The 18273-nt window shown below is 34.5% G+C and carries 16 protein-coding genes and 3 tRNA genes; all 19 read right to left on the bottom strand.

The features are described from left to right. Positions 1–8: 8 nt before the first annotated feature. On the bottom strand, positions 9–713 hold the full coding sequence (gene pyrH / locus BQ5371_RS05765) for a UMP kinase (RefSeq protein ID WP_071132910.1): 705 nt from the start codon (positions 711–713) through the stop codon (positions 9–11). 25 nt (positions 714–738) lie between these two features. Beyond that, positions 739–1761, bottom strand: coding sequence for a signal peptide peptidase SppA (gene sppA, locus BQ5371_RS05760; RefSeq protein ID WP_071132909.1), 1023 nt, complete (start codon positions 1759–1761; stop codon positions 739–741). A gap of 72 nt (positions 1762–1833) precedes the next feature. Further along, entirely contained in the window at positions 1834–3036 is a 1203-nt protein-coding gene (thiI, locus tag BQ5371_RS05755; protein ID WP_071132908.1) for a tRNA uracil 4-sulfurtransferase ThiI, read from the bottom strand. 28 nt (positions 3037–3064) lie between these two features. After that, the gene (locus BQ5371_RS05750; RefSeq protein WP_071132907.1) at positions 3065–4249 is read right to left on the bottom strand and encodes a cysteine desulfurase family protein; all 1185 of its coding nucleotides are present in this window, start codon (positions 4247–4249) and stop codon (positions 3065–3067) included. Positions 4250–4349: 100 nt separating this feature from the next. Next, positions 4350–5894 (bottom strand): ribonuclease Y, encoded by a 1545-nt coding sequence (rny, locus tag BQ5371_RS05745; RefSeq protein ID WP_071132906.1) that lies wholly within the window; start codon positions 5892–5894, stop codon positions 4350–4352. Positions 5895–6052: 158 nt separating this feature from the next. Beyond that, positions 6053–6238, bottom strand: coding sequence for a hypothetical protein (locus tag BQ5371_RS05740; protein ID WP_071132905.1), 186 nt, complete (start codon positions 6236–6238; stop codon positions 6053–6055). Between the two features lie 9 nt (positions 6239–6247). Then, a complete protein-coding gene (locus tag BQ5371_RS05735; RefSeq protein ID WP_071132904.1) occupies positions 6248–6916 on the bottom strand; it encodes a P-II family nitrogen regulator in 669 nt (222 codons plus the stop codon). Positions 6917–6954: 38 nt separating this feature from the next. Then, a complete protein-coding gene (locus BQ5371_RS05730; RefSeq protein ID WP_071132903.1) occupies positions 6955–8454 on the bottom strand; it encodes a DUF1538 domain-containing protein in 1500 nt (499 codons plus the stop codon). A gap of 15 nt (positions 8455–8469) precedes the next feature. Beyond that, positions 8470–8937, bottom strand: coding sequence for a Fe-S cluster assembly sulfur transfer protein SufU (gene sufU / locus BQ5371_RS05725; RefSeq protein WP_071132902.1), 468 nt, complete (start codon positions 8935–8937; stop codon positions 8470–8472). Continuing rightward, a complete protein-coding gene (locus BQ5371_RS05720; protein WP_071132901.1) occupies positions 8927–10141 on the bottom strand; it encodes an aminotransferase class V-fold PLP-dependent enzyme in 1215 nt (404 codons plus the stop codon). Before BQ5371_RS05720 ends, sufU begins: the two co-directional genes overlap by 11 nt. 8 nt (positions 10142–10149) lie before the next feature. Next, positions 10150–11205 carry a SufB/SufD family protein gene (locus BQ5371_RS05715; protein WP_071132900.1) on the bottom strand — a complete coding sequence of 352 codons (1056 nt, stop codon included), beginning with the start codon at positions 11203–11205 and terminating at the stop codon, positions 10150–10152. A gap of 13 nt (positions 11206–11218) precedes the next feature. Next, positions 11219–12640, bottom strand: a complete 1422-nt coding sequence (gene sufB / locus BQ5371_RS05710; protein ID WP_071132899.1) for a Fe-S cluster assembly protein SufB — start codon at positions 12638–12640, stop codon at positions 11219–11221. After that, entirely contained in the window at positions 12640–13404 is a 765-nt protein-coding gene (gene sufC / locus BQ5371_RS05705) for a Fe-S cluster assembly ATPase SufC (protein ID WP_071132898.1), read from the bottom strand. The genes sufB and sufC overlap by 1 nt, the downstream gene beginning before the upstream one ends. 234 nt (positions 13405–13638) lie before the next feature. Further along, positions 13639–13714, bottom strand: a tRNA-Met gene (locus BQ5371_RS05700). Between the two features lie 7 nt (positions 13715–13721). After that, positions 13722–13810, bottom strand: a tRNA-Leu gene (locus BQ5371_RS05695). Between the two features lie 15 nt (positions 13811–13825). Further along, positions 13826–13900 (bottom strand) — tRNA-Asn (locus BQ5371_RS05690). Between the two features lie 59 nt (positions 13901–13959). After that, positions 13960–15033, bottom strand: coding sequence for a tetratricopeptide repeat protein (locus tag BQ5371_RS05685; RefSeq protein ID WP_071132897.1), 1074 nt, complete (start codon positions 15031–15033; stop codon positions 13960–13962). After that, a complete protein-coding gene (locus tag BQ5371_RS05680) occupies positions 15021–16532 on the bottom strand; it encodes a B12-binding domain-containing radical SAM protein (protein WP_071132896.1) in 1512 nt (503 codons plus the stop codon). Before BQ5371_RS05680 ends, BQ5371_RS05685 begins: the two co-directional genes overlap by 13 nt. 8 nt (positions 16533–16540) lie before the next feature. After that, on the bottom strand, positions 16541–18256 hold the full coding sequence (argS, locus tag BQ5371_RS05675) for an arginine--tRNA ligase (protein ID WP_071132895.1): 1716 nt from the start codon (positions 18254–18256) through the stop codon (positions 16541–16543). Positions 18257–18273 lie beyond the last annotated feature (17 nt).

Here is an 18273-nt window from a genome sequence, read left to right as displayed (position 1 = left end):
TTTCCTCCTTAATGTATTAAAGTACCTACATTTTCACCATTGATAACTTTCATTAAATTTCCATCACCGGAAAGTGCAAAAACATATATATTGATTTTATTATCCCTGCATAGAGTAGCTGCTGTTAAGTCCATAACTTTTAAGTCCTTTTCCAAAATATCCATAAAGCTTAGCTCTCTATATCTAACTGCATGAGGATTTATTTTTGGATCGTCTGAGTATACAGCATCTATGTTCTTTGCTAGCAAAATAACTTCTGCATCTATTTCTGCCGCCCTTAATGCAGCTGCCGTATCTGTTGAAAAGAAGGGGCTTCCTATTCCACCTCCGAATATAACTACCTTCCCGTCCTGAAGATAATCAAGTGCCTTTCTCCTTGAATATCCTTCTGCAAGATCTCTCATCTCAATCGCTGTAAGCGTTTTAGCATCACATCCAATTGATAATAAGGAGTCTTGTAATGCAAGTGCATTCATAACTGTTGCAAGCATTCCCATATAATCAGCTGTTGCTCTATCGATATTACCGCCATTTCTACCTCTAAAGAAATTTCCTCCACCAACAACTATGGATACTTCGACACCATTATCGACAATTTCTTTAATTTGGCCTGCAACCTTAAGTGTCATCTCATCATTGACACCAAATTTATCCTCTCCCGCAATTGCTTCACCACTTAATTTTATAAGAACTCTTTTGTATTTTATTGCCATTATTATACCTTTCTTCTCCTAATAACTATTTTCTAATATTGGATATATACGATATGCTAATGAAATTTCCTCCTTTTGCAAGCTCTATTAAGTCATTATATTTATTTAATTCCTTACTAATTTTATAATTTTTATCTTTTTTAATATATGAATCTACAAATCCCAGTCTATCAAAAATAGATGGCTTTGGTGGAGAAAATAAAACATATTTGATATTACCAAACTTATTCTCCTTTATAATATCTGATGTCGCTTCATCTTCGGTACATACCCTGTCTACAAGATTTAAGTCCTTTGCCTGAGATGCTGTATAAATCCTGCCATCTGCTATCTCTTTAACTTTTTCAATCTTTATATTTCTACCCTTTGCTACTATTTCAACAAATCTCTCATATGATTCGTCAATAAGGGCCTGCATTATAGCTTTTTGTTCTTCTGTCATCTCTTCAGTTGAACTTCCCATGGATTTATTTTTGCCAGAAGTAATTGCCTCCGCCTTAATTCCTAACTTGTCTAGCAATCCTTTCACATTTATCATAGTTCCCGTAGTGACGCCAATTGAACCAGTCCAGCAATTTCTATTGGCATATATTTTGTCAGCAACTGCAGAAATATAATATCCTCCTGATGCTGCCATGTCCTCCATATAAATATATACTGGTCTCTTAGTTCTCTTTTTATACTCCATAAGTTTATTATACAATTCATCTGAATAATAAACGCTTCCACCCGGCGTATTTACCCTAATCAGAATTCCCCTATTCTTCGGATTCGTGCCTATCTTATCAATTGTATTCATAAGCCAGAAATGGTCATATGATGAATCGCTTGAATCACTCATTTCCCCATCAATATCAAGCACGGCAATATGTCTTGACATACTATCAATAGATGTGCTCACCTTATTAAAATTAAATGACTTCATAAATATAGCGAGAATAATAAATAATAAAAAGATTGCAAAGATAATGGCAATAATTATCGCCTTATTTCTTCTCTTTCTATATTTTCTAAGTGAAATCTCATTTGATTTATTATATCCAGTCATCTAATGTATTATCTCCTTATAAATTATAACATCATTTAATATAAAAGTAATTATTCATTTATCATATATATCTTACTTTAAACCTATTTTAATTAGCTCAGCACTTTCCGCCGCAGAATTTATGAGCTCCTGAACCTTTAGAGCAGACTCTGAATTTTCGATATAATTTAATTTAGGCTTTGTCACTGGATGCTTTGGAAGAAATACAGTGCAACAGTCTTCATATGGTTCAATCGATATTTCATAAGTGCCAATTTCTTTAGCTAAATCCATAATATCAACCTTATCCATTGCTATTAAAGGTCTCATCACAGGTATATTAACCGATGAGTCAGTTACTACCAAAGCTTCTGCTGTCTGGCTTGCTACCTGTCCAAGGCTTTCTCCCGTTATTAACATCATATCCTCATTCTTCTTAGCAATGATTTCAGCAATTCTCATCATAAATCTTCTGACTAGAATCGTCACCTCCGAAGCCGGGCAGTTTTTTACTATCTCCTCTTGAATAGGAAGTAAGTTGACAATATGTAAATTTATGTCTCCCATATATGAAGATAACTGTTTTACAAGCATTTTCACCTTGTCAAGTGCTCTTTGGCTTGTATATGGATATGAATGAAAATGTATCGCATCAATAGTCATTCCTCTCTTTGCCATCATAAAGGCAGCAACCGGACTGTCAATTCCTCCTGACATCAATAAAAGCCCTCTGCCATTAGTACCTAGAGGCAATCCGCCAAACGCCTTAACCTTATTCCTATAAATATATGTTCCCTCTCTTCTCACATCAATATGTAGCTCGCAGTCAGGATTATGAATGTCTACGCTTAGAGAATTTATACCCTTTAAAATTGCTCCTCCAATTAGTCGAGCAATCTCAGGTGACTGTATAGGATAAGTCTTATCAGCTCTTTTAGCCTTTACCTTAAAAGTCTTAATATCCTCTTTAAGCATGATATTCTTCATAAAGATTATCGCATCATTTGATATTTCTTCTATTTCTTTTCCTGTCTTGATCGCATAGCTTACAGAAGCAACACCGAAAACCTTTGAGGCTGCCCTTATAATTTCCTCCCTATCATAAATGCTTGGCACTTCTGCAATAATAAGTCCATCTATCCATCTAATATCAGCATCATTAAAATTATTGAACTTAAATGCTTTTTTCAGCCTTTCTAGGAGAATTCTTTCAAAATATGGCTTATTCATTCCCTTTAATGATACTTCACCACATCTAATGATATATATATTTTTATTTATCACTTCATTATTCATTACAATTATCCTCTAAATTTATCCCTTACTATCTAAATGATCCAAGCTTTCTAAACCTATTTATTGCTAATTTTAATCTGTCAATTACTATGTTCATATCATCTATCGTATTAAATTCTGAAAAACTGAATCTAAGCGTCCCCTCTATTTCTTTATGGTTCTTATTCATAGCTTTCAAAACATGGCTGTCGCTATTGCTATGCGACGAGCAGGCTGAGCCTGTTGATACATAGATTTCATCTTGCTCCAATATGTGAAGAATAACTTCTCCCCTTGTCCCATGAAAAGATATAGATAAAATATTTGGTAACCTAAGCCCGCTATCATCAAGGGAAAATCCCAAATCAGAAACCCCATTAATGCTATAATCGCATATTTCTTCTGATAATCCTCTAATAAAATACTCATTCAGTTTTGATAACTTGGCTTGATTGTTTGAAAGATTTTCATGTGTTAGCTTTGAAGCTAATGCAAATCCTGCTATAGCTGGAATATTTTCAGTTCCGGATCTAAATCCGCTCTCCTGACCACCGCCATTAAGTAAAGGCATCAGTCTTAACTTTTTATCCATATATAAGGCACCTATGCCCTTTGGAGCATGAATTTTATGTCCGCTCACCGATGCTAAATCAAACAAAGACTTATCAAGTTTAATCTTTCCAAAAGCCTGAACTGCATCTGTGTGAAAGATAATATCAGTTCCATTCTCCTTATTAAAATTTCTAATTATTTCAGAAATTTCTGAGATTGGCTCTATAGTTCCTACCTCGTTATTTACTGTCATAAGTGTAACAAGGCATACATCCTTATCTAAATTATCTTTTAATGATTCTAATGAAAAAATACCCCTATCATCATTTTCAATTTTTATGAGCTCAAAACCATAATTTTCGAGGTTTTTACAGGTATTTAGTACTGCCGGATGCTCAATATGTGAAGTTATAATTTTATTGGCTCTTTTTCTCATTTTCATACATGAAGAAAAAATTGCCATATTATCACTTTCAGTGCCACCGGAGGTGAATATAATATCTCCATCTTCAGAAAAATATTTGCCAATCTCTTTTCTCGCATTTTCAAGTTCATTATGTGCTTTAAACCCAAGACTGTGAAGAGACGACGCATTTCCGAAAGAATTTCCGCTCATATTATATATAAGCGACCTGACCTCGTCATATTCTTTAGTTGTTGAACTATTATCAAGATAAATCAATGCTATCCTATCCTTATCATATTTTTATTAATTGTTCCCTTAGCATAAATTTAGCCATCGCAATGAATAATACCAAAGCGACAGCTATTATAATTATTATTTATTTTGCATAATCAACTGCATGTGTTTCTCTAATTACATTGACCTTGATATTGCCAGGATACTCAAGCTGAGATTCTATCTTCTTTGCTACATCTCGAGCGAGTATAGCGACTTCATCATCTTTAACCTGTGAAGGTTTTACAACAATTCTAATCTCTCTACCTGCCTGAATAGCATAAGATTTATCAACACCCTTTGTTTCATTAGCAATTTTTTCAAGGCTTTCAAGTCTTTTAATATATGCTTCAAGCGTTTCTCTTCTTGCACCAGGTCTTGCAGCAGACAAGGCATCAGCAGCAGCAACCAAAACCGCCTCCATAGTGCTTGGTTCTACATCGCCATGATGTGCTTCAACTGCATTTAGTACCTTCCATGATTCCTTATATTTTTTGCATATATTAAGTCCTATTTCTACATGAGTACCTTCAACTTCATGATCTATTGATTTACCAATATCATGTAATAATCCAGCCCTCTTCGCCAGCTTTGAATCATATCCAAGCTCGTCAGCCATTATACCTGCTAAAATAGCTACTTCTATGGAGTGTTTTAATACATTCTGTCCATAAGAGGTTCTATATTTTAGGCGGCCCAGTAATTTAATTAATTCTGGATGTAGATTGTGAACGCCTGTATCAAAGCAAGCCTGTTCGCCTTCTTCTTTGATAATATTATTGACTTCCTTGGTTGCCCTCTGAACCATTTCCTCAATTCTTGCAGGATGTATTCTTCCATCAATAATAAGTTTTTCCAAAGCAATTCTTGCAATTTCTCTCCTGACAGGATCAAATCCGGATAGAAGAACTGCTTCAGGTGTATCATCTATAATAAGGTCAACACCGGTAAGAGTTTCTATCGTTCTAATATTTCTTCCCTCTCTACCGATTATTCTTCCTTTCATATCATCACTAGGAAGTGGCACAACTGATACAGTAGTTTCCGCGACTGTCTCAGAAGCACATTTTTGTATCGCCATTGTAATAACTTCTTTAGCGTGCTTTTCAGCCTCTTCTTTTGCCTCTGATTCTATCTTTGTTATAAGCATAGAAGCGTCTTTTCTGACATCGGCTTCAATCTCCTGAAGAAGCATATGCTTGGCCTCTTCTTTTGAATAACCGGAGATCTTTTCAAGCTCATCTATTTGCTTTTGAACAAATTTGTCTAACTCATTGTGCTTATCTTCGAGAGAACGCTCTCTCTTTGTAATATTCTCCTCTCGTCTTTCAATCTTGTCTAATTTTCTATCGATGTTTTCTTCTTTCTGATTGATTCGTCTTTCAGCTTTTTGAATTTCGTTTCTTCTTTCCTTTAATTCTCTTTCAAGATCAGACTTTATCCTATATGCTTCTTCCTTTGCTTCAACTATTTTTTCTTTTTTTAAATTATCAGCATTATTTTCCGCATCAAGTATAATATTTTTTGCTTTAGCTTCGGCACTACCTATCTCTTTTTCACCGATATTTTTGCGTAAAGCATAACCAACCAGAAGTCCAACAACTAGACACAAAATGCCAACTAATATGGCAGTAACTAACGGTGCCATAGCTAAACCTCCCAATTTAATATTAAATTTGTATAATATCCGTATCACATAAAAAATGTGCTTACGCTATAAAACTAACAAGTATTTTTAATTACACTTGTATATTATAGCCTTTGCACAGTTTTTAGTCAATAATATATAGTATCTACAAAAGCAATCTATCTAGCAGACGGAGCGTCCATTATCTTGGTTTTTATCTCCATATCTTCTTCGTATGGCTTATTATTATGAACACATTCATAAATTGTATTTATTACATCTATCTCAGGTCTCCCTTCAAAATCAATCAAAGGAAAATCTCTTCCAAATATATCCTTATATTGCATTAAAAGAACTTCTAACATCGCATTACCTCAATTAACAATTCCTCTTACATCAGTTATATCTTCTACAAATAAAATCCCATTTCCGGCATTTTGCATCTCTAGTTTTTCATATAAATTGCTTACCACTCTTTCCTCAATTTCAATAGGTATTACAATAAGCACGAGTTCTTTTTCAGGCTCAACTTCTATGCCAAATAATTTTGTGGCCTTTTCTGACCCAGTTCCCCTACCATGAAGAACTGTACCACCTTTTGCTCCTGACTCTCTTGCAATGTCCATGACATCATCTGCCATTCCCCTATTTACAATCACAGTTAATTTTTTAAACATTTTCTTTGCTCCCATATCTTTCAATATTTTGCCTTCAGCCTGCCTATGCCCTGCGAGCTTTGGAGAGGTTAAATAAGCGATGCCGTGGTCTTTTTCATTAAGTTTTAATTTTTCACTCGTATAATCAATTATTTCCTTGGACTTATCTTTTGGGATCAAAACATCTATTATTGTCATATTTTGATTTTTTAATCCAATTAGATTTAAAAAGGAATTTTTAACAGTACCTTTTGCTAAAAGCATAATTCCATCATATAGATTTTTTTCTTTTATAATGTGCATAAAAAGTTTTGTCTGATGCTCGTTAAGTATAAGCGTCATAACATTAAATTCATTCCTTACCAGCAATCCTTTTTTATTGTCCATTTTATTATCCTTTAATTTATTATGCTTTTTAATTATTTTTATTGTTTTATGCTATTTGAATTATTTGAAGATTTTTTCACGCTCAATTGATATAAGGCTCCTAGAATTTCTATAGATATAATTGGAACCATTGCTACAATTGCTATCATACCAAATCCATCTTTAATTAAATCTGCATTTGGTATTCCTGCAGATATTCCCTGAATAAAGGCAAGCGAAAAAGTCGCTGTCATTGGCCCTGATGCTACTCCTCCGGCATCTATCGCCATTCCTGTAAAGAGCTCAGGTACAAAATATGATAGTATTATGGCAAGAGCAAATCCAGGTATTAGATACATCCAAAGCTCTATTTCTTCTATCATAATTCTAATTGAGGAAAGCAAAATTGCAAGGCCTACAGCCGAAGACAAAAATATTAGAACCCATTCTCTTCTGACAGAGCCACCTGTAACATCCTCAACTTGATGAGTTAAAACATGAACCGCAGGTTCTGCTAAAACAGTCGTAATTCCTAGTAAGAGTGAAATTATAATTATTGGAATTTTTGAATCTAGACTCGATAATTTTATGCCTAGCTGAAGACCTACCTCCATAAATCCACCGTTTATACCTACAAGAAAAATAACAAGCCCTATAAAAGTCATAACAATTCCACTAATTACGCCTATTACCCTGTTCTTTTTCTGCTTCAAAAAGAATATCTGAAGAATTGCATATGTCAAAATAATCGGAAGCAAGGTTAATATTGTTTCATATGTAATATGTATTAGATTATCTCCAAATAAGCTTGTAATGTCTCTGCTCTTTACCACCGTCTTCGGTAAACTCCCTTTTATCGCATCATTTCTAAAAAAAATCCCTGCTATTATTATTCCAAGTATTGCACCTGTCGATGATATTCCAATAACTCCAAAACTTGTATTTTCATTAACCTTACTATCTTTTTTCATTGAAGATATGCCTGATGCAAGTGCCAACATAAATGGTACTGTTATAGCACCAGTTGTTGCCCCTGAAGCGTCAAATGCAATAGCTATAAAATTATAATTTGAAAAAAAGGATAATATTAAAATTAATAAATATGAAATTGTAAATATGTATTTAATCTTTATATTCTTTAAAGAGCGTAACATACCTACAGTCATCATTATCCCGATTCCAACCGATACAACAGTAACCATAAGCAGATTATTAAAACTGCCAGAAGTTATTCCGTCGACCTGTTTTGCTAGAATATGAAGATCTGGCTCCGCATAAGAAATAAAAAAGCCTAAAACTAAGCTAGCCGTAATGGCTATAGCATAATTATTAGACTTCGTTATCGTATTACCTATACCCCTTCCTATTTCCTCAATTCCTTGATCTATTCCTATCAAAAAAAATGTTAGACCAATAATGACCATAAGAGAGGCAATTAGAAATGGGTATATCAAATTTGAATTTAATGGAGTAATTGTAAAATGCAATATGAGTACAATCGCAGTTATTGGTAAGACAGAAAATAAAACTTCTTTTAATTTTTCTTTTAATTCAGTCAATATAATACCCCTATGCTATTTCTTTTCAATTCCTATTTTGGGAATACCATTCTCATCAGCATCTTTAATAATATTTTCAAGTGTATGCCATCCAAGAACAGCACATTTTACCCTTGCAGGCATATGAGAAATATCTTGTAGGATTGAAGCTTCATCAAGTTCATCTAATTCTTCATCTGTTATATTTCCCTTTATCATTCTAAAGAATATATCCGCAAGTCTTATGGCTTCTTCCTTAGGCTTACCTATCACAAGATCGAGCATCATATCAGCTGATGCCTGAGATATTGCACATCCATCTCCAGTATATCCACCATTTACTATTTTCCCTTGCTCGTCAATCTTTAGTTTTAAAATTATATCGTCTCCGCAAGATGGATTAACACCCTCAAGTTCAAAATTCGCATCATCAATATCGTGTTTATGAATTGGATTCATATTGTGATATGTGAGAACTTCATTATAAAAAGTATTATTTGCCATAACCCATAGCCTCCCTTATGCCTTTAAGACAATCTATGAATGCTTCAATGTCAGCTTCATTATTATAAAATGTTATGCTCGCTCTAGTAGTTGACATAAGTCCCATATGCTGATGTAATGGCTGAGTGCAGTGATGACCAGCTCTGACTGCGATATTCTTGCTATCAAAAATTGCTGCAATATCGTGAGGGTGAACGCCATCTATTTTAAATGTTATTATACCGGAATGATTTTCTGCTTTGTCAGAACCGATAATTGATACATTTGGAATCTTTGCCATCTCTTCCATAGCGATCTTAGTAAGATGCAATTCTCTTCCAATTAGCGTATCCCAGCCGATATTATTCATATAATCAATCGCAGCATGAAGCCCGACAGCACCTCCGTCATTAACTGTTCCTGCTTCAAATTTATGTGGCAACTCTGCATATGTTGCACTATCCTTTGTAACATATTCAATCATCTCACCCCCATACAAAAATGGTGGCATTTTTTCTAGTATCTCTTTTTTAGCATATAAGACGCCAATTCCCATTGGGGCATACATTTTATGCCCTGAAAATGCAAGAAAATCTACATCTAAATCCTGAACATCAACAGGAATATGAGGAACGCTCTGAGCACCGTCACATACTATATATGCACCATATTTATGGACTCTCTTTGAAATTTCTTTAATATCCTGAGTATACCCAAAAACATTAGATACTTGAGCAATTGCAACAATCTTTGTGCGTTCATTCATCATCTCATCAAGCTTATCAGGATCGACTCTTCCATCTGAATCACATTCATAATATTTGATAATTGCTCCAGTTTTTTTAGCTACCTCTCTCCACGGTAGCATATTGCTATGATGCTCTGAAATATTTATTATTATCTCATCACCCTCATTTATGAAGTTCATACCATAGCTATATGCTACAAGATTTAAACTCTCCGTAGCATTTCTTGTAAAAATTATCTCACTTACATCTCTTGCATTTATGAACTTTGATACTGCCTCTCTTGCATCTTCATATGCCTCGGTTGCAGCAATAGAAAGATCGTATAAACCACGCATAGGATTGGCATTTTTCTTATCATAATATTCTCTTACAGCTTCAAGAACGCAGTTAGGTTTCTGCGTCGTTGCTGCATTGTCCAGATAATGAATATTTTGTTGTTTCAAAAGCGTAAAATCTTCAATATTAAATTTATCCATTTTTAACCTTAATTAGCCCCCATATCATTTAAATAAAGATCTATGAATTGAACTGTCTTTTCATCTTCTATTAAATTCTTTATTCCGTCAATTCTAGCCTTTGCCATCATCTCAAGTACATCTTCTTCTGGAATTCCGCGAGAAGTCAGATAGAACATGGTATTTTCATCTAGTTTTCCAATAGAAGCACCATGATTTCCCTCTACATCTTCTTCTGTGCAAAGAATAACAGGTATAGTTCTATTTATTACATTTTCATCAAGGAGCAATATGTCTTCATTCTCATTGCCAAGTGAGCCGGCACACCCTCTTTTAAAATCAATTGTTCCTCTAAACATCTTGTGGGAATTATCTCTCATAACTCCATTTGCCTTTATGTCACAATATGTATTCTTACCATGGTGATTCGATATATAATTCATATCCAAAAATTCTTCTGAGGCAGTTTTATATGCTATCTTTGTTTCAAGATTGGATTTATCTCCATACAATTCCGTCCTACTTCCGATATATGTTTCCTTACCGCCTAATACCAATTGAATTAGCTTAAACTCACCATTCTCATCGCACTCTCCGCCAATATCATTCAAAAATCTGAAATCATTTCCAAGCGTCTGAACTTGCACAAGTGTTATCTTAGCATTTTTACCAACCTTATACTTAGTCTGAACTGCTCCCGTTCCCTTTCCACTTCCGCCTGTAAATTTCATTATTACATATATTTCAGAATTATCTTTAGCATCAATCATAAAAGAATTAGCTGAATTATCGTTATTAAGATAATCTATATCAATTCTTACAGGTCCCATGATTTTGTCTGAACTTGCAATTAGATCAGCTTGGTCTATTGCTTCATCAATAATCATGTCCATATCGCTTCCTAATGCTGTTTTTATCTTTGATATTTCATTCCTTTTGATTTTACTTTTTTGAACATCTTTAGGAATATAAAAATCAACTTCTTTTTCTTTTAATGATTCAACATTTTTTAACAATGCTTCATTCATTTTGAGCCATCTCCAGGTTGGTGAAGGAAGCTCATTTACCTTTATAATATCTCTCATCTATCTCTCCTTACTAACCCATAGCTCCAACCATCTCGACGCGAATCAAATTATTCATTTCAACTGCGTACTCAAGTGGCAATTCTTTTCCTACATTATCGGCAAAACCGCTAACAATTAATGCCTTTGCCTCTTCTTCGGACATTCCTCTTGACATAAGATAGAAAACCGCTTCATCGCTAATTCTTCCTATCTTTGCTTCGTGCCCAATATCAGCATCATCTGTTCTAATATCCATAGCTGGAATTGTGTCTGATCTGCTTTCTTTATCAAGCATTAAGCTTTGACAGCTTACCGCAGACTTGCTTCCCTTTGCATTGCTATTTACAACGACCGCACTTCTAAATGTGCTTATACCATTGCCTTTAGAAATTGACCTTGTATTTATATATGATGTAGTTCTCGGAGCATTGTGTACAACTTTACAGCCTGTATCTAGGTTTTGACCATTTCCTGCAAAAGTTACACTTGTAAATTCAGACCTCGCCCCGTCACCATTTAAGATGCTCATTGGATATAGATATGATATATGCGATCCGAATGACCCAGAAATCCATTCAATCTTTCCACCCTCTTCGCAAATAGCTCTTTTGGTGTTCAGATTGTACATATTCTTAGACCAGTTCTCTATAGTTGAATACCTAAGTGTTGCATTTTTCCCAACATAAAGCTCAACACAGCCTGCGTGCAAATTAGCCACATTATATTTTGGAGCTGAGCAACCCTCAATAAAGTGTAGATATGCACCTTCTTCAACTATAATAAGCGTATGCTCAAATTGACCAGCTCCTGGAGCGTTAAGTCTAAAATATGATTGCAGCGGAATGGTTACCGATACTCCCTTTGGTACATATACAAAGGAACCACCTGACCAGACCGCTCCATGGAGTGCGGCAAATTTATGATCAGTTGGAGGAACAAGCTTCATAAAGTGTTCCTTAATCATATCGCTATATTCTTCCTTGTGCATTGCACTTTCCAAATCGGAATATACTACGCCAAGGTCCGCTACGCCTTTTTGAACATTGTGATATACGAGCTCACTGTCATACTGAGCACCTACACCTGCTAATGATTCACGCTCAGCCTCCGGAATACCCAGTCTATCAAAGGTGTCCTTAATTTCTTCAGGAACATCATCCCAGTCCGCGTGCATTTTGTTATCTTTAGGTTTTACATATGTCGCAATATGTTCTATATCAAGACCATCGATGGAAGGTCCCCAATTAGGAACATCTATTTCATTATAAATTTTAAGTGACTTTTGCCTGAACTCTCTCATCCAATCAGGATCGTTTTTCTCTTTGGAAATCTGCTCAACAATTTGAGGAGTCAATCCTTCGTCAAGTCTATATGTGTTTGATTCATTTTCTTCATTACGAAAATCGTAGAGAGTTCTATCTATATCGGCTATCTTTGCTTTTTCCTGAGCCATTATAAATCCTTGCCTTTCTCCATATTTAGGTAAGTTTCAAAACCCTGACTATTGACTTTCTCAACAAGGCTGGCATCACCATTGTCGACTATATTTCCATCGACAATAACATGGGCTGCATCAACCTCAAGAGCACTTAATATCTTAGTATTGTGTGTAATTACGATAATTGCTCCATTAACTTTGTTTCTATATTCTCTTATTCCCTTTGATACGACTTGAACAGCATCTACATCAAGACCTGAATCAGTTTCATCTAAGATTGCAAGCTTTGGCTCTAGCATAAGAAGTTGTAATATCTCAGCCTTCTTTTTTTCACCACCTGAAAAGCCTACATTTAAATCTCTATCGAGATATGCTTCGTCAATTCCCAAAACTTCCATTGGTTCCTTTAACATCTTCATGAGTTTGAATGGTGTTACCCTCTTTCCGGTAACAGCCTCCATGGTGCCTCTTATGAAATTTCTAAGTGTTACACCGGGAACTTCGATAGGATTTTGGAATGAATAAAACAACCCCTTCTTAGCTATCTTATCTGTGCTTAGACTAGTAATATCTTCTCCCTCAAAGTAAATCTTACCGGATGTAATCTCAAACCTAGGATCACCCATGATTGTTGTAGCTAATGTAGACTTGCCTGAACCATTTGGTCCCATAAGGACATGGACCTCTCCAGCTCCAATATTAAGATCAACTCCACGCAAGATTTCCTTATTTTCAACTCCTGCATGTAGGCCTTCTACTTTCAATAAATTTCCTGTCATCTATCCCTCCATATTTATATCAACATTATTATCTATTTCTTCATTTTGGTTTTTATTCCTAGTAATATGATAGGAATAAGTATCGTCTTGATTATCGCATAGATTATTATTTAAATCAAGTATTTAAGGAATATAAATTGTACTCAATCTTTATCTTTTTTTAATATTTAATTAATCTTTTATTAAAAAAATATGGCAATTGGTTCTATATCCAATTGCCATATTCTGTTAGCTTGGTTGCGGGGAGAGGACTTGAACCTCCGACCTCCGGGTTATGAGCCCGACGAGCTACCAACTGCTCTACCCCGCGATATTAATGGTGCCGGAAACCGGGGTCGAACCGGTACGAGAATTACTTCTCACGGGATTTTAAGTCCCGGGCGTCTGCCAATTCCGCCATTCCGGCATTTATATAAAGTATTGGCTCCGAGGGTGGGGCTCGAACCCACAACCTACCGGTTAACAGCCGGTTGCTCTGCCATTGAGCTACCTCGGAACATCTACCCCGCTTTTTGCGACTTATTAATTATACTTTTAAAAAGAATAATTGTCAACTTAAATCTTATCAATTATATCCTTTTTTAGATCTTTTTTATTATCTTTTACATCTTCTATCCTATTTTTTTCAATTATATCTATCTTTTTTCTATATTTCTTAGCACCATCTTCATCAGAAATAGCCTCATATATTTCTACTAATTCCTTCATAATGTCAAGATTGCTAGGTGAAAAATTTAGTGCTTTTTTATAATATTGAATGGCAAGCTCATAATTTGCTAGAGCTGACTCAGAAGCACCCAAATAATACCAAAGAGGCCACCACTCTGCATATGATGAGTTAATATATTTAGCAAGCTCATTTTTGCCATATGAGTAATTACCTCTTAGAATTTCATTGATTGCTTGTTCTATTAAAACAGGGTCTTTAAGATGGAAAAGCCTTTCATTAATTTCTTCTCTTTGCTTAATTGTGTCTTTATTAATTGTTCCTTCCGTCAAATCGATAAATTCTTCCCAAGTGAGTTTTGCTTTAAGATATAAACCTAGATTGGCATATGCATACCCCAGGTAGTAAAATCCAAGTTCAAAGTCAGGATGTATCATAGTTAAAAGTTCAAACATTTCAAGGCTTTCAGCTTTAAATAGGCCTATATATTCTTCTGTATTTTCTCCACTTTGATACGCATCTAAGCAAGCTCTTGCATATAGATATAAGGCATCCTTAGACTTCGGCTCAATTAACAAGGCAGCCCTCTCATAAGCACATGAAAGTTCATAATTTGCTAACTCTCCGCTCTTTGCTCCCTCTGAAATAAGAGCTTTGTCTGCATTGCCATCAAATATTATATTTAGGAATTTAATATATTCTTTTTGATATGGAAAATGTGGATCGCAGCCTATCACCTTAGCCATATTATGGGCTATTTTAAGCGTATCAACCTCACTTACATTAGAATTTCCAACAGGAATAGGAACCCCGAGCATAAAATCTGAGGTTCCTGTTCTTTTTAAATAATCATTTGCGAGCTCGTCAAATATCATTTCATCTAACAAATGAGTCAAATATCTCGATATTCTATCGCCATTATTAGAATCTAAAATATTCTCTTTAATTTCTATAACTCCCACCCTTTTTCTTCAAATGATAAAATTTCATCTTCACTCATGACTTTTTTCATATCACTTTTTATCACCTGTTTTAAAACCGGAATTTGAATTGTATCTCCTGAGGCATCATAAACATTTAGAGCGTAAGCATTTATTAGCCTATAGTAATCATCATTTGTATTTAATTTATCTTTTAAATTGCCTGATATAATATGTTCTACTATACTAGTAAACAAGTGATAAGGTTTCATATGAAGATCTGAGCGTAATTTTTCTATTGTATCTTCAAATCCTATCTGGATATTATCCAAAAGCTCCGAAATCATCCTAATCTTGATAATATCTGTTGGCTTCATATAATCATTTTTTAAAACTTCATAGGGAGGGTTTTTTGAAAATTCATATCCATATTTTGAAGCATTTTCACGAATTAGCGACCCTGTCTTTAACCTTAGAATTTCAATATTGATTCTATCCGCACCAAGTCCATATACCTTGTCAAATGCTCTAGCAAATAGTTTTGGCGTTTCATATGGAAGTCCTGCCTTAATATTTACATTGATAAATACGCTCCCCTCAGTTATTAGCTTGCTAACATTATATAGCGATTGATAAATATTAGCCTTTCTGCCAACAGCATCTAAAACTTCCGGATTGGTGCTCTCAATATCTATGTTAAATTCAAATAATCCCTTTCTAGCCTTCTTTAAAAGTTCGCAGGATTCTTCGTCTAGCAAGTCGCCATCGACATCAAAATAGAATTTAATCTGACCGTTGTCATTATTTATTATATACTCCCATATTTTATATGCTTTCTGAGGATTGTAATTAAAATACCTATCTGTGAAATGTACCTCGCCCGCTCCTCTCAATATAAAATATTTTATTTCTGAACAAATCCTGTCAACAGGCAAGGTTCTAAGTCTAATATCAGGTAAATTCTGAGAGTAGGCACACCTATCGATTGCTCCTCTCATCGATTCATATCCAACAATATCACCCTGCTTAACTTCAAACTTTTCATAAGGAAAAGGAAGGTCCTCAAATCTTATTGAAGCTTCTAATGGATTTACATAAATTCTCCCATCTTCTCTATATGCAAGTCCTGCAATTGAGGCAAAATCAAAGTCGTATTGGATAAGGCTCTTTATAAAATTATAGAAAACGAGCTCACCCTCTCCTCTAATAACAAAATCTATACTTGGATTTTGTTGCAGAAAATCCTTGGTATCAAATGTAGTCTCAATGCCACCAGTTACTATGACTGATGTTGGCATAGATTTTTTTACATTATCAGCGATAAATTCAAGCCTTTCCTTATTCATGACATTATTATGAAAATATATAATATTATACTTTCCAAGAATTATGTCATTATAGATTGATTGATCGCTTATTGACTCATCGAACTCTCTAAAGTCAATATCAATAGGAGCATCTGCAATTACATTATACAAATACTTGAGTGCTAAATCTGTCTTAATACATCCACAGTCTAGGGTAGTTAGTAGTAGTCTCATAATATCTCCTACATTCTTTCTGGTGCTTCAATACCGATTAATTTAAGGCAATTTGCTATTGCAATCCTTGAAGTTTCTACCAATGCCAGTTTTGCACACCTCTCATACTCATCATCTACAAGTATGTGTTCATCGTGATAAAATTTGTTAAATGCTTGTGCAACATCTATTGTATGTCTTGTTAATATAGATGGTTCATCTTTATATGCCGAATCAATTATAACCTCAGGAATCCTATATATCAACTTAATAAGATTTTTTGCAGAATCTGAATTTATATATTTACATTCAATATTGCAATTTTTCACCTTATCCATGTCATCTTCACTAGCATTTCTAATTACGCTTGATGCTCTTGCATAAGTATATTGAACATATGGACCTGTTTCTCCCTCAAAATTTAGAACATGATCCCAAGAGAAAGTATAATCCTTAATTCTATTATTTGATAATTCATTAAATACAACAGCTCCAACTCCAACCTGCTTTGAAATTTCTTCTACATTTGGAGCATCCGGATTTTTCTCATCAATTATTTCTTTTGTCTTACTTATAGCTTGATTTAAAACATCTTCAAGGAATACTACACGGCCCTCTCTTGTTGACATAGCTCCATCTTCAAGCATTACAAGTCCAAAAGGTACATGAATGCAGTCTTTTTGCCATTCATATCCCATAAGTTCAAGAACTTTCTTCCACTGCTTAAAGTGCAGATTCTGCTGTGAGGCAACCACATAAATACATTTATCAAAATCATAATGATTTTTCCTATATATCGCTGCAGCAATATCCCTTGTAGCATATAAGCTTGTTCCATCTGATTTCTCAATCATGCAGGCACCCAAATCATATTCTTCTAGGTCTACTATCTCTGCACCCTGTGATTTTATAAGAAGCCCCTTATCCTTTAACTCCTCAATAATTTGAGGCATCTTATCAGTATAAAAACTTTCTCCTGCATATGAATCAAATTTTATACCTAAAAGCTTGTAAACTCTTTCAAATTCTTCAAGGCTATACTTTCTAAATATTTCCCAGAGCCTTTTTTCTTCTAGAGAACCATGTTCAAGATTTGCAAAAGCTTTTCTAGCTTCATCATTTAATTCTGGATTTTTTTCAGCTTCTTCATGGAATTTCGTATACCAACCAAGGAGAGATTTTATCGGCTCTTTTATAAGCTCATCTTCACTGCCCCACCTTCTATATGCAACAATAAGCTTACCAAATTGTGTTCCATAATCGCCTAGGTGATTAATCCTAACCACCTTATAACCTATTTTTTCATATAATTTATATATGGAATTACCTATAACTGTGCTTCTTATATGTCCTATGTGAAATGGCTTTGCAATATTGGGTGATGAAAACTCAACGATAATTGTTTTATTGTTCCCTATATTGGATTCTCCATATTTATCACCGGATTTTATAACCGAGCCTATTGTTTCTTCTGCAATTCGTTCAAAATTTATAAACATATTTACATAGGCATTAACCTGCTCTACCTTGCTAAATATATCATCATCTGATAGTTTTTCTGCAATATCCTCTGCTATAAGCTGTGGAGATTTTCTAAAAACCTTTGCAAGCTTAAAACAAGGGAAAGCATAATCGCCCATCTTTGAATCTGTTGGTATTTCAATCGCCCTTTTAACTTCTTCCCTTTGAAGCCCCTCGCATTTTTCTGAAATTTGCTTTGCTATTTCTTCTTTAAAATCAATCATATTTTAATTTTTCTCCA

It is taken from the genome of Alterileibacterium massiliense, assembly GCF_900104645.1.
GTDB classification, from domain to species: Bacteria; Bacillota; Clostridia; order Peptostreptococcales; family Anaerovoracaceae; genus Alterileibacterium; species Alterileibacterium massiliense.
The sequence above is the reverse complement of the archived record's forward strand: the minus strand, read 5'-3'. Positions and strand labels throughout refer to the sequence as shown.

What these genes read in the sequence shown, in the direction of transcription:
- pyrH (WP_071132910.1), bottom strand. Translation starts at nt 713, where the DNA reads ATGGCAATAAAATACAAAAGAGTTCTTATAAAATTAAGTGGTGAAGCA.
- sppA (WP_071132909.1), bottom strand. Translation starts at nt 1,761, where the DNA reads ATGACTGGATATAATAAATCAAATGAGATTTCACTTAGAAAATATAGA.
- thiI (WP_071132908.1), bottom strand. Translation starts at nt 3,036, where the DNA reads ATGAATAATGAAGTGATAAATAAAAATATATATATCATTAGATGTGGT.
- rny (WP_071132906.1), bottom strand. Translation starts at nt 5,894, where the DNA reads ATGGCACCGTTAGTTACTGCCATATTAGTTGGCATTTTGTGTCTAGTT.
- BQ5371_RS05740 (WP_071132905.1), bottom strand. Translation starts at nt 6,238, where the DNA reads ATGTTAGAAGTTCTTTTAATGCAATATAAGGATATATTTGGAAGAGAT.
- BQ5371_RS05735 (WP_071132904.1), bottom strand. Translation starts at nt 6,916, where the DNA reads ATGGACAATAAAAAAGGATTGCTGGTAAGGAATGAATTTAATGTTATG.
- sufU (WP_071132902.1), bottom strand. Translation starts at nt 8,937, where the DNA reads ATGGCAAATAATACTTTTTATAATGAAGTTCTCACATATCACAATATG.
- BQ5371_RS05720 (WP_071132901.1), bottom strand. Translation starts at nt 10,141, where the DNA reads ATGGATAAATTTAATATTGAAGATTTTACGCTTTTGAAACAACAAAAT.
- BQ5371_RS05715 (WP_071132900.1), bottom strand. Translation starts at nt 11,205, where the DNA reads ATGAGAGATATTATAAAGGTAAATGAGCTTCCTTCACCAACCTGGAGA.
- sufB (WP_071132899.1), bottom strand. Translation starts at nt 12,640, where the DNA reads ATGGCTCAGGAAAAAGCAAAGATAGCCGATATAGATAGAACTCTCTAC.
- sufC (WP_071132898.1), bottom strand. Translation starts at nt 13,404, where the DNA reads ATGACAGGAAATTTATTGAAAGTAGAAGGCCTACATGCAGGAGTTGAA.
- BQ5371_RS05680 (WP_071132896.1), bottom strand. Translation starts at nt 16,532, where the DNA reads ATGAGACTACTACTAACTACCCTAGACTGTGGATGTATTAAGACAGAT.
- argS (WP_071132895.1), bottom strand. Translation starts at nt 18,256, where the DNA reads ATGATTGATTTTAAAGAAGAAATAGCAAAGCAAATTTCAGAAAAATGC.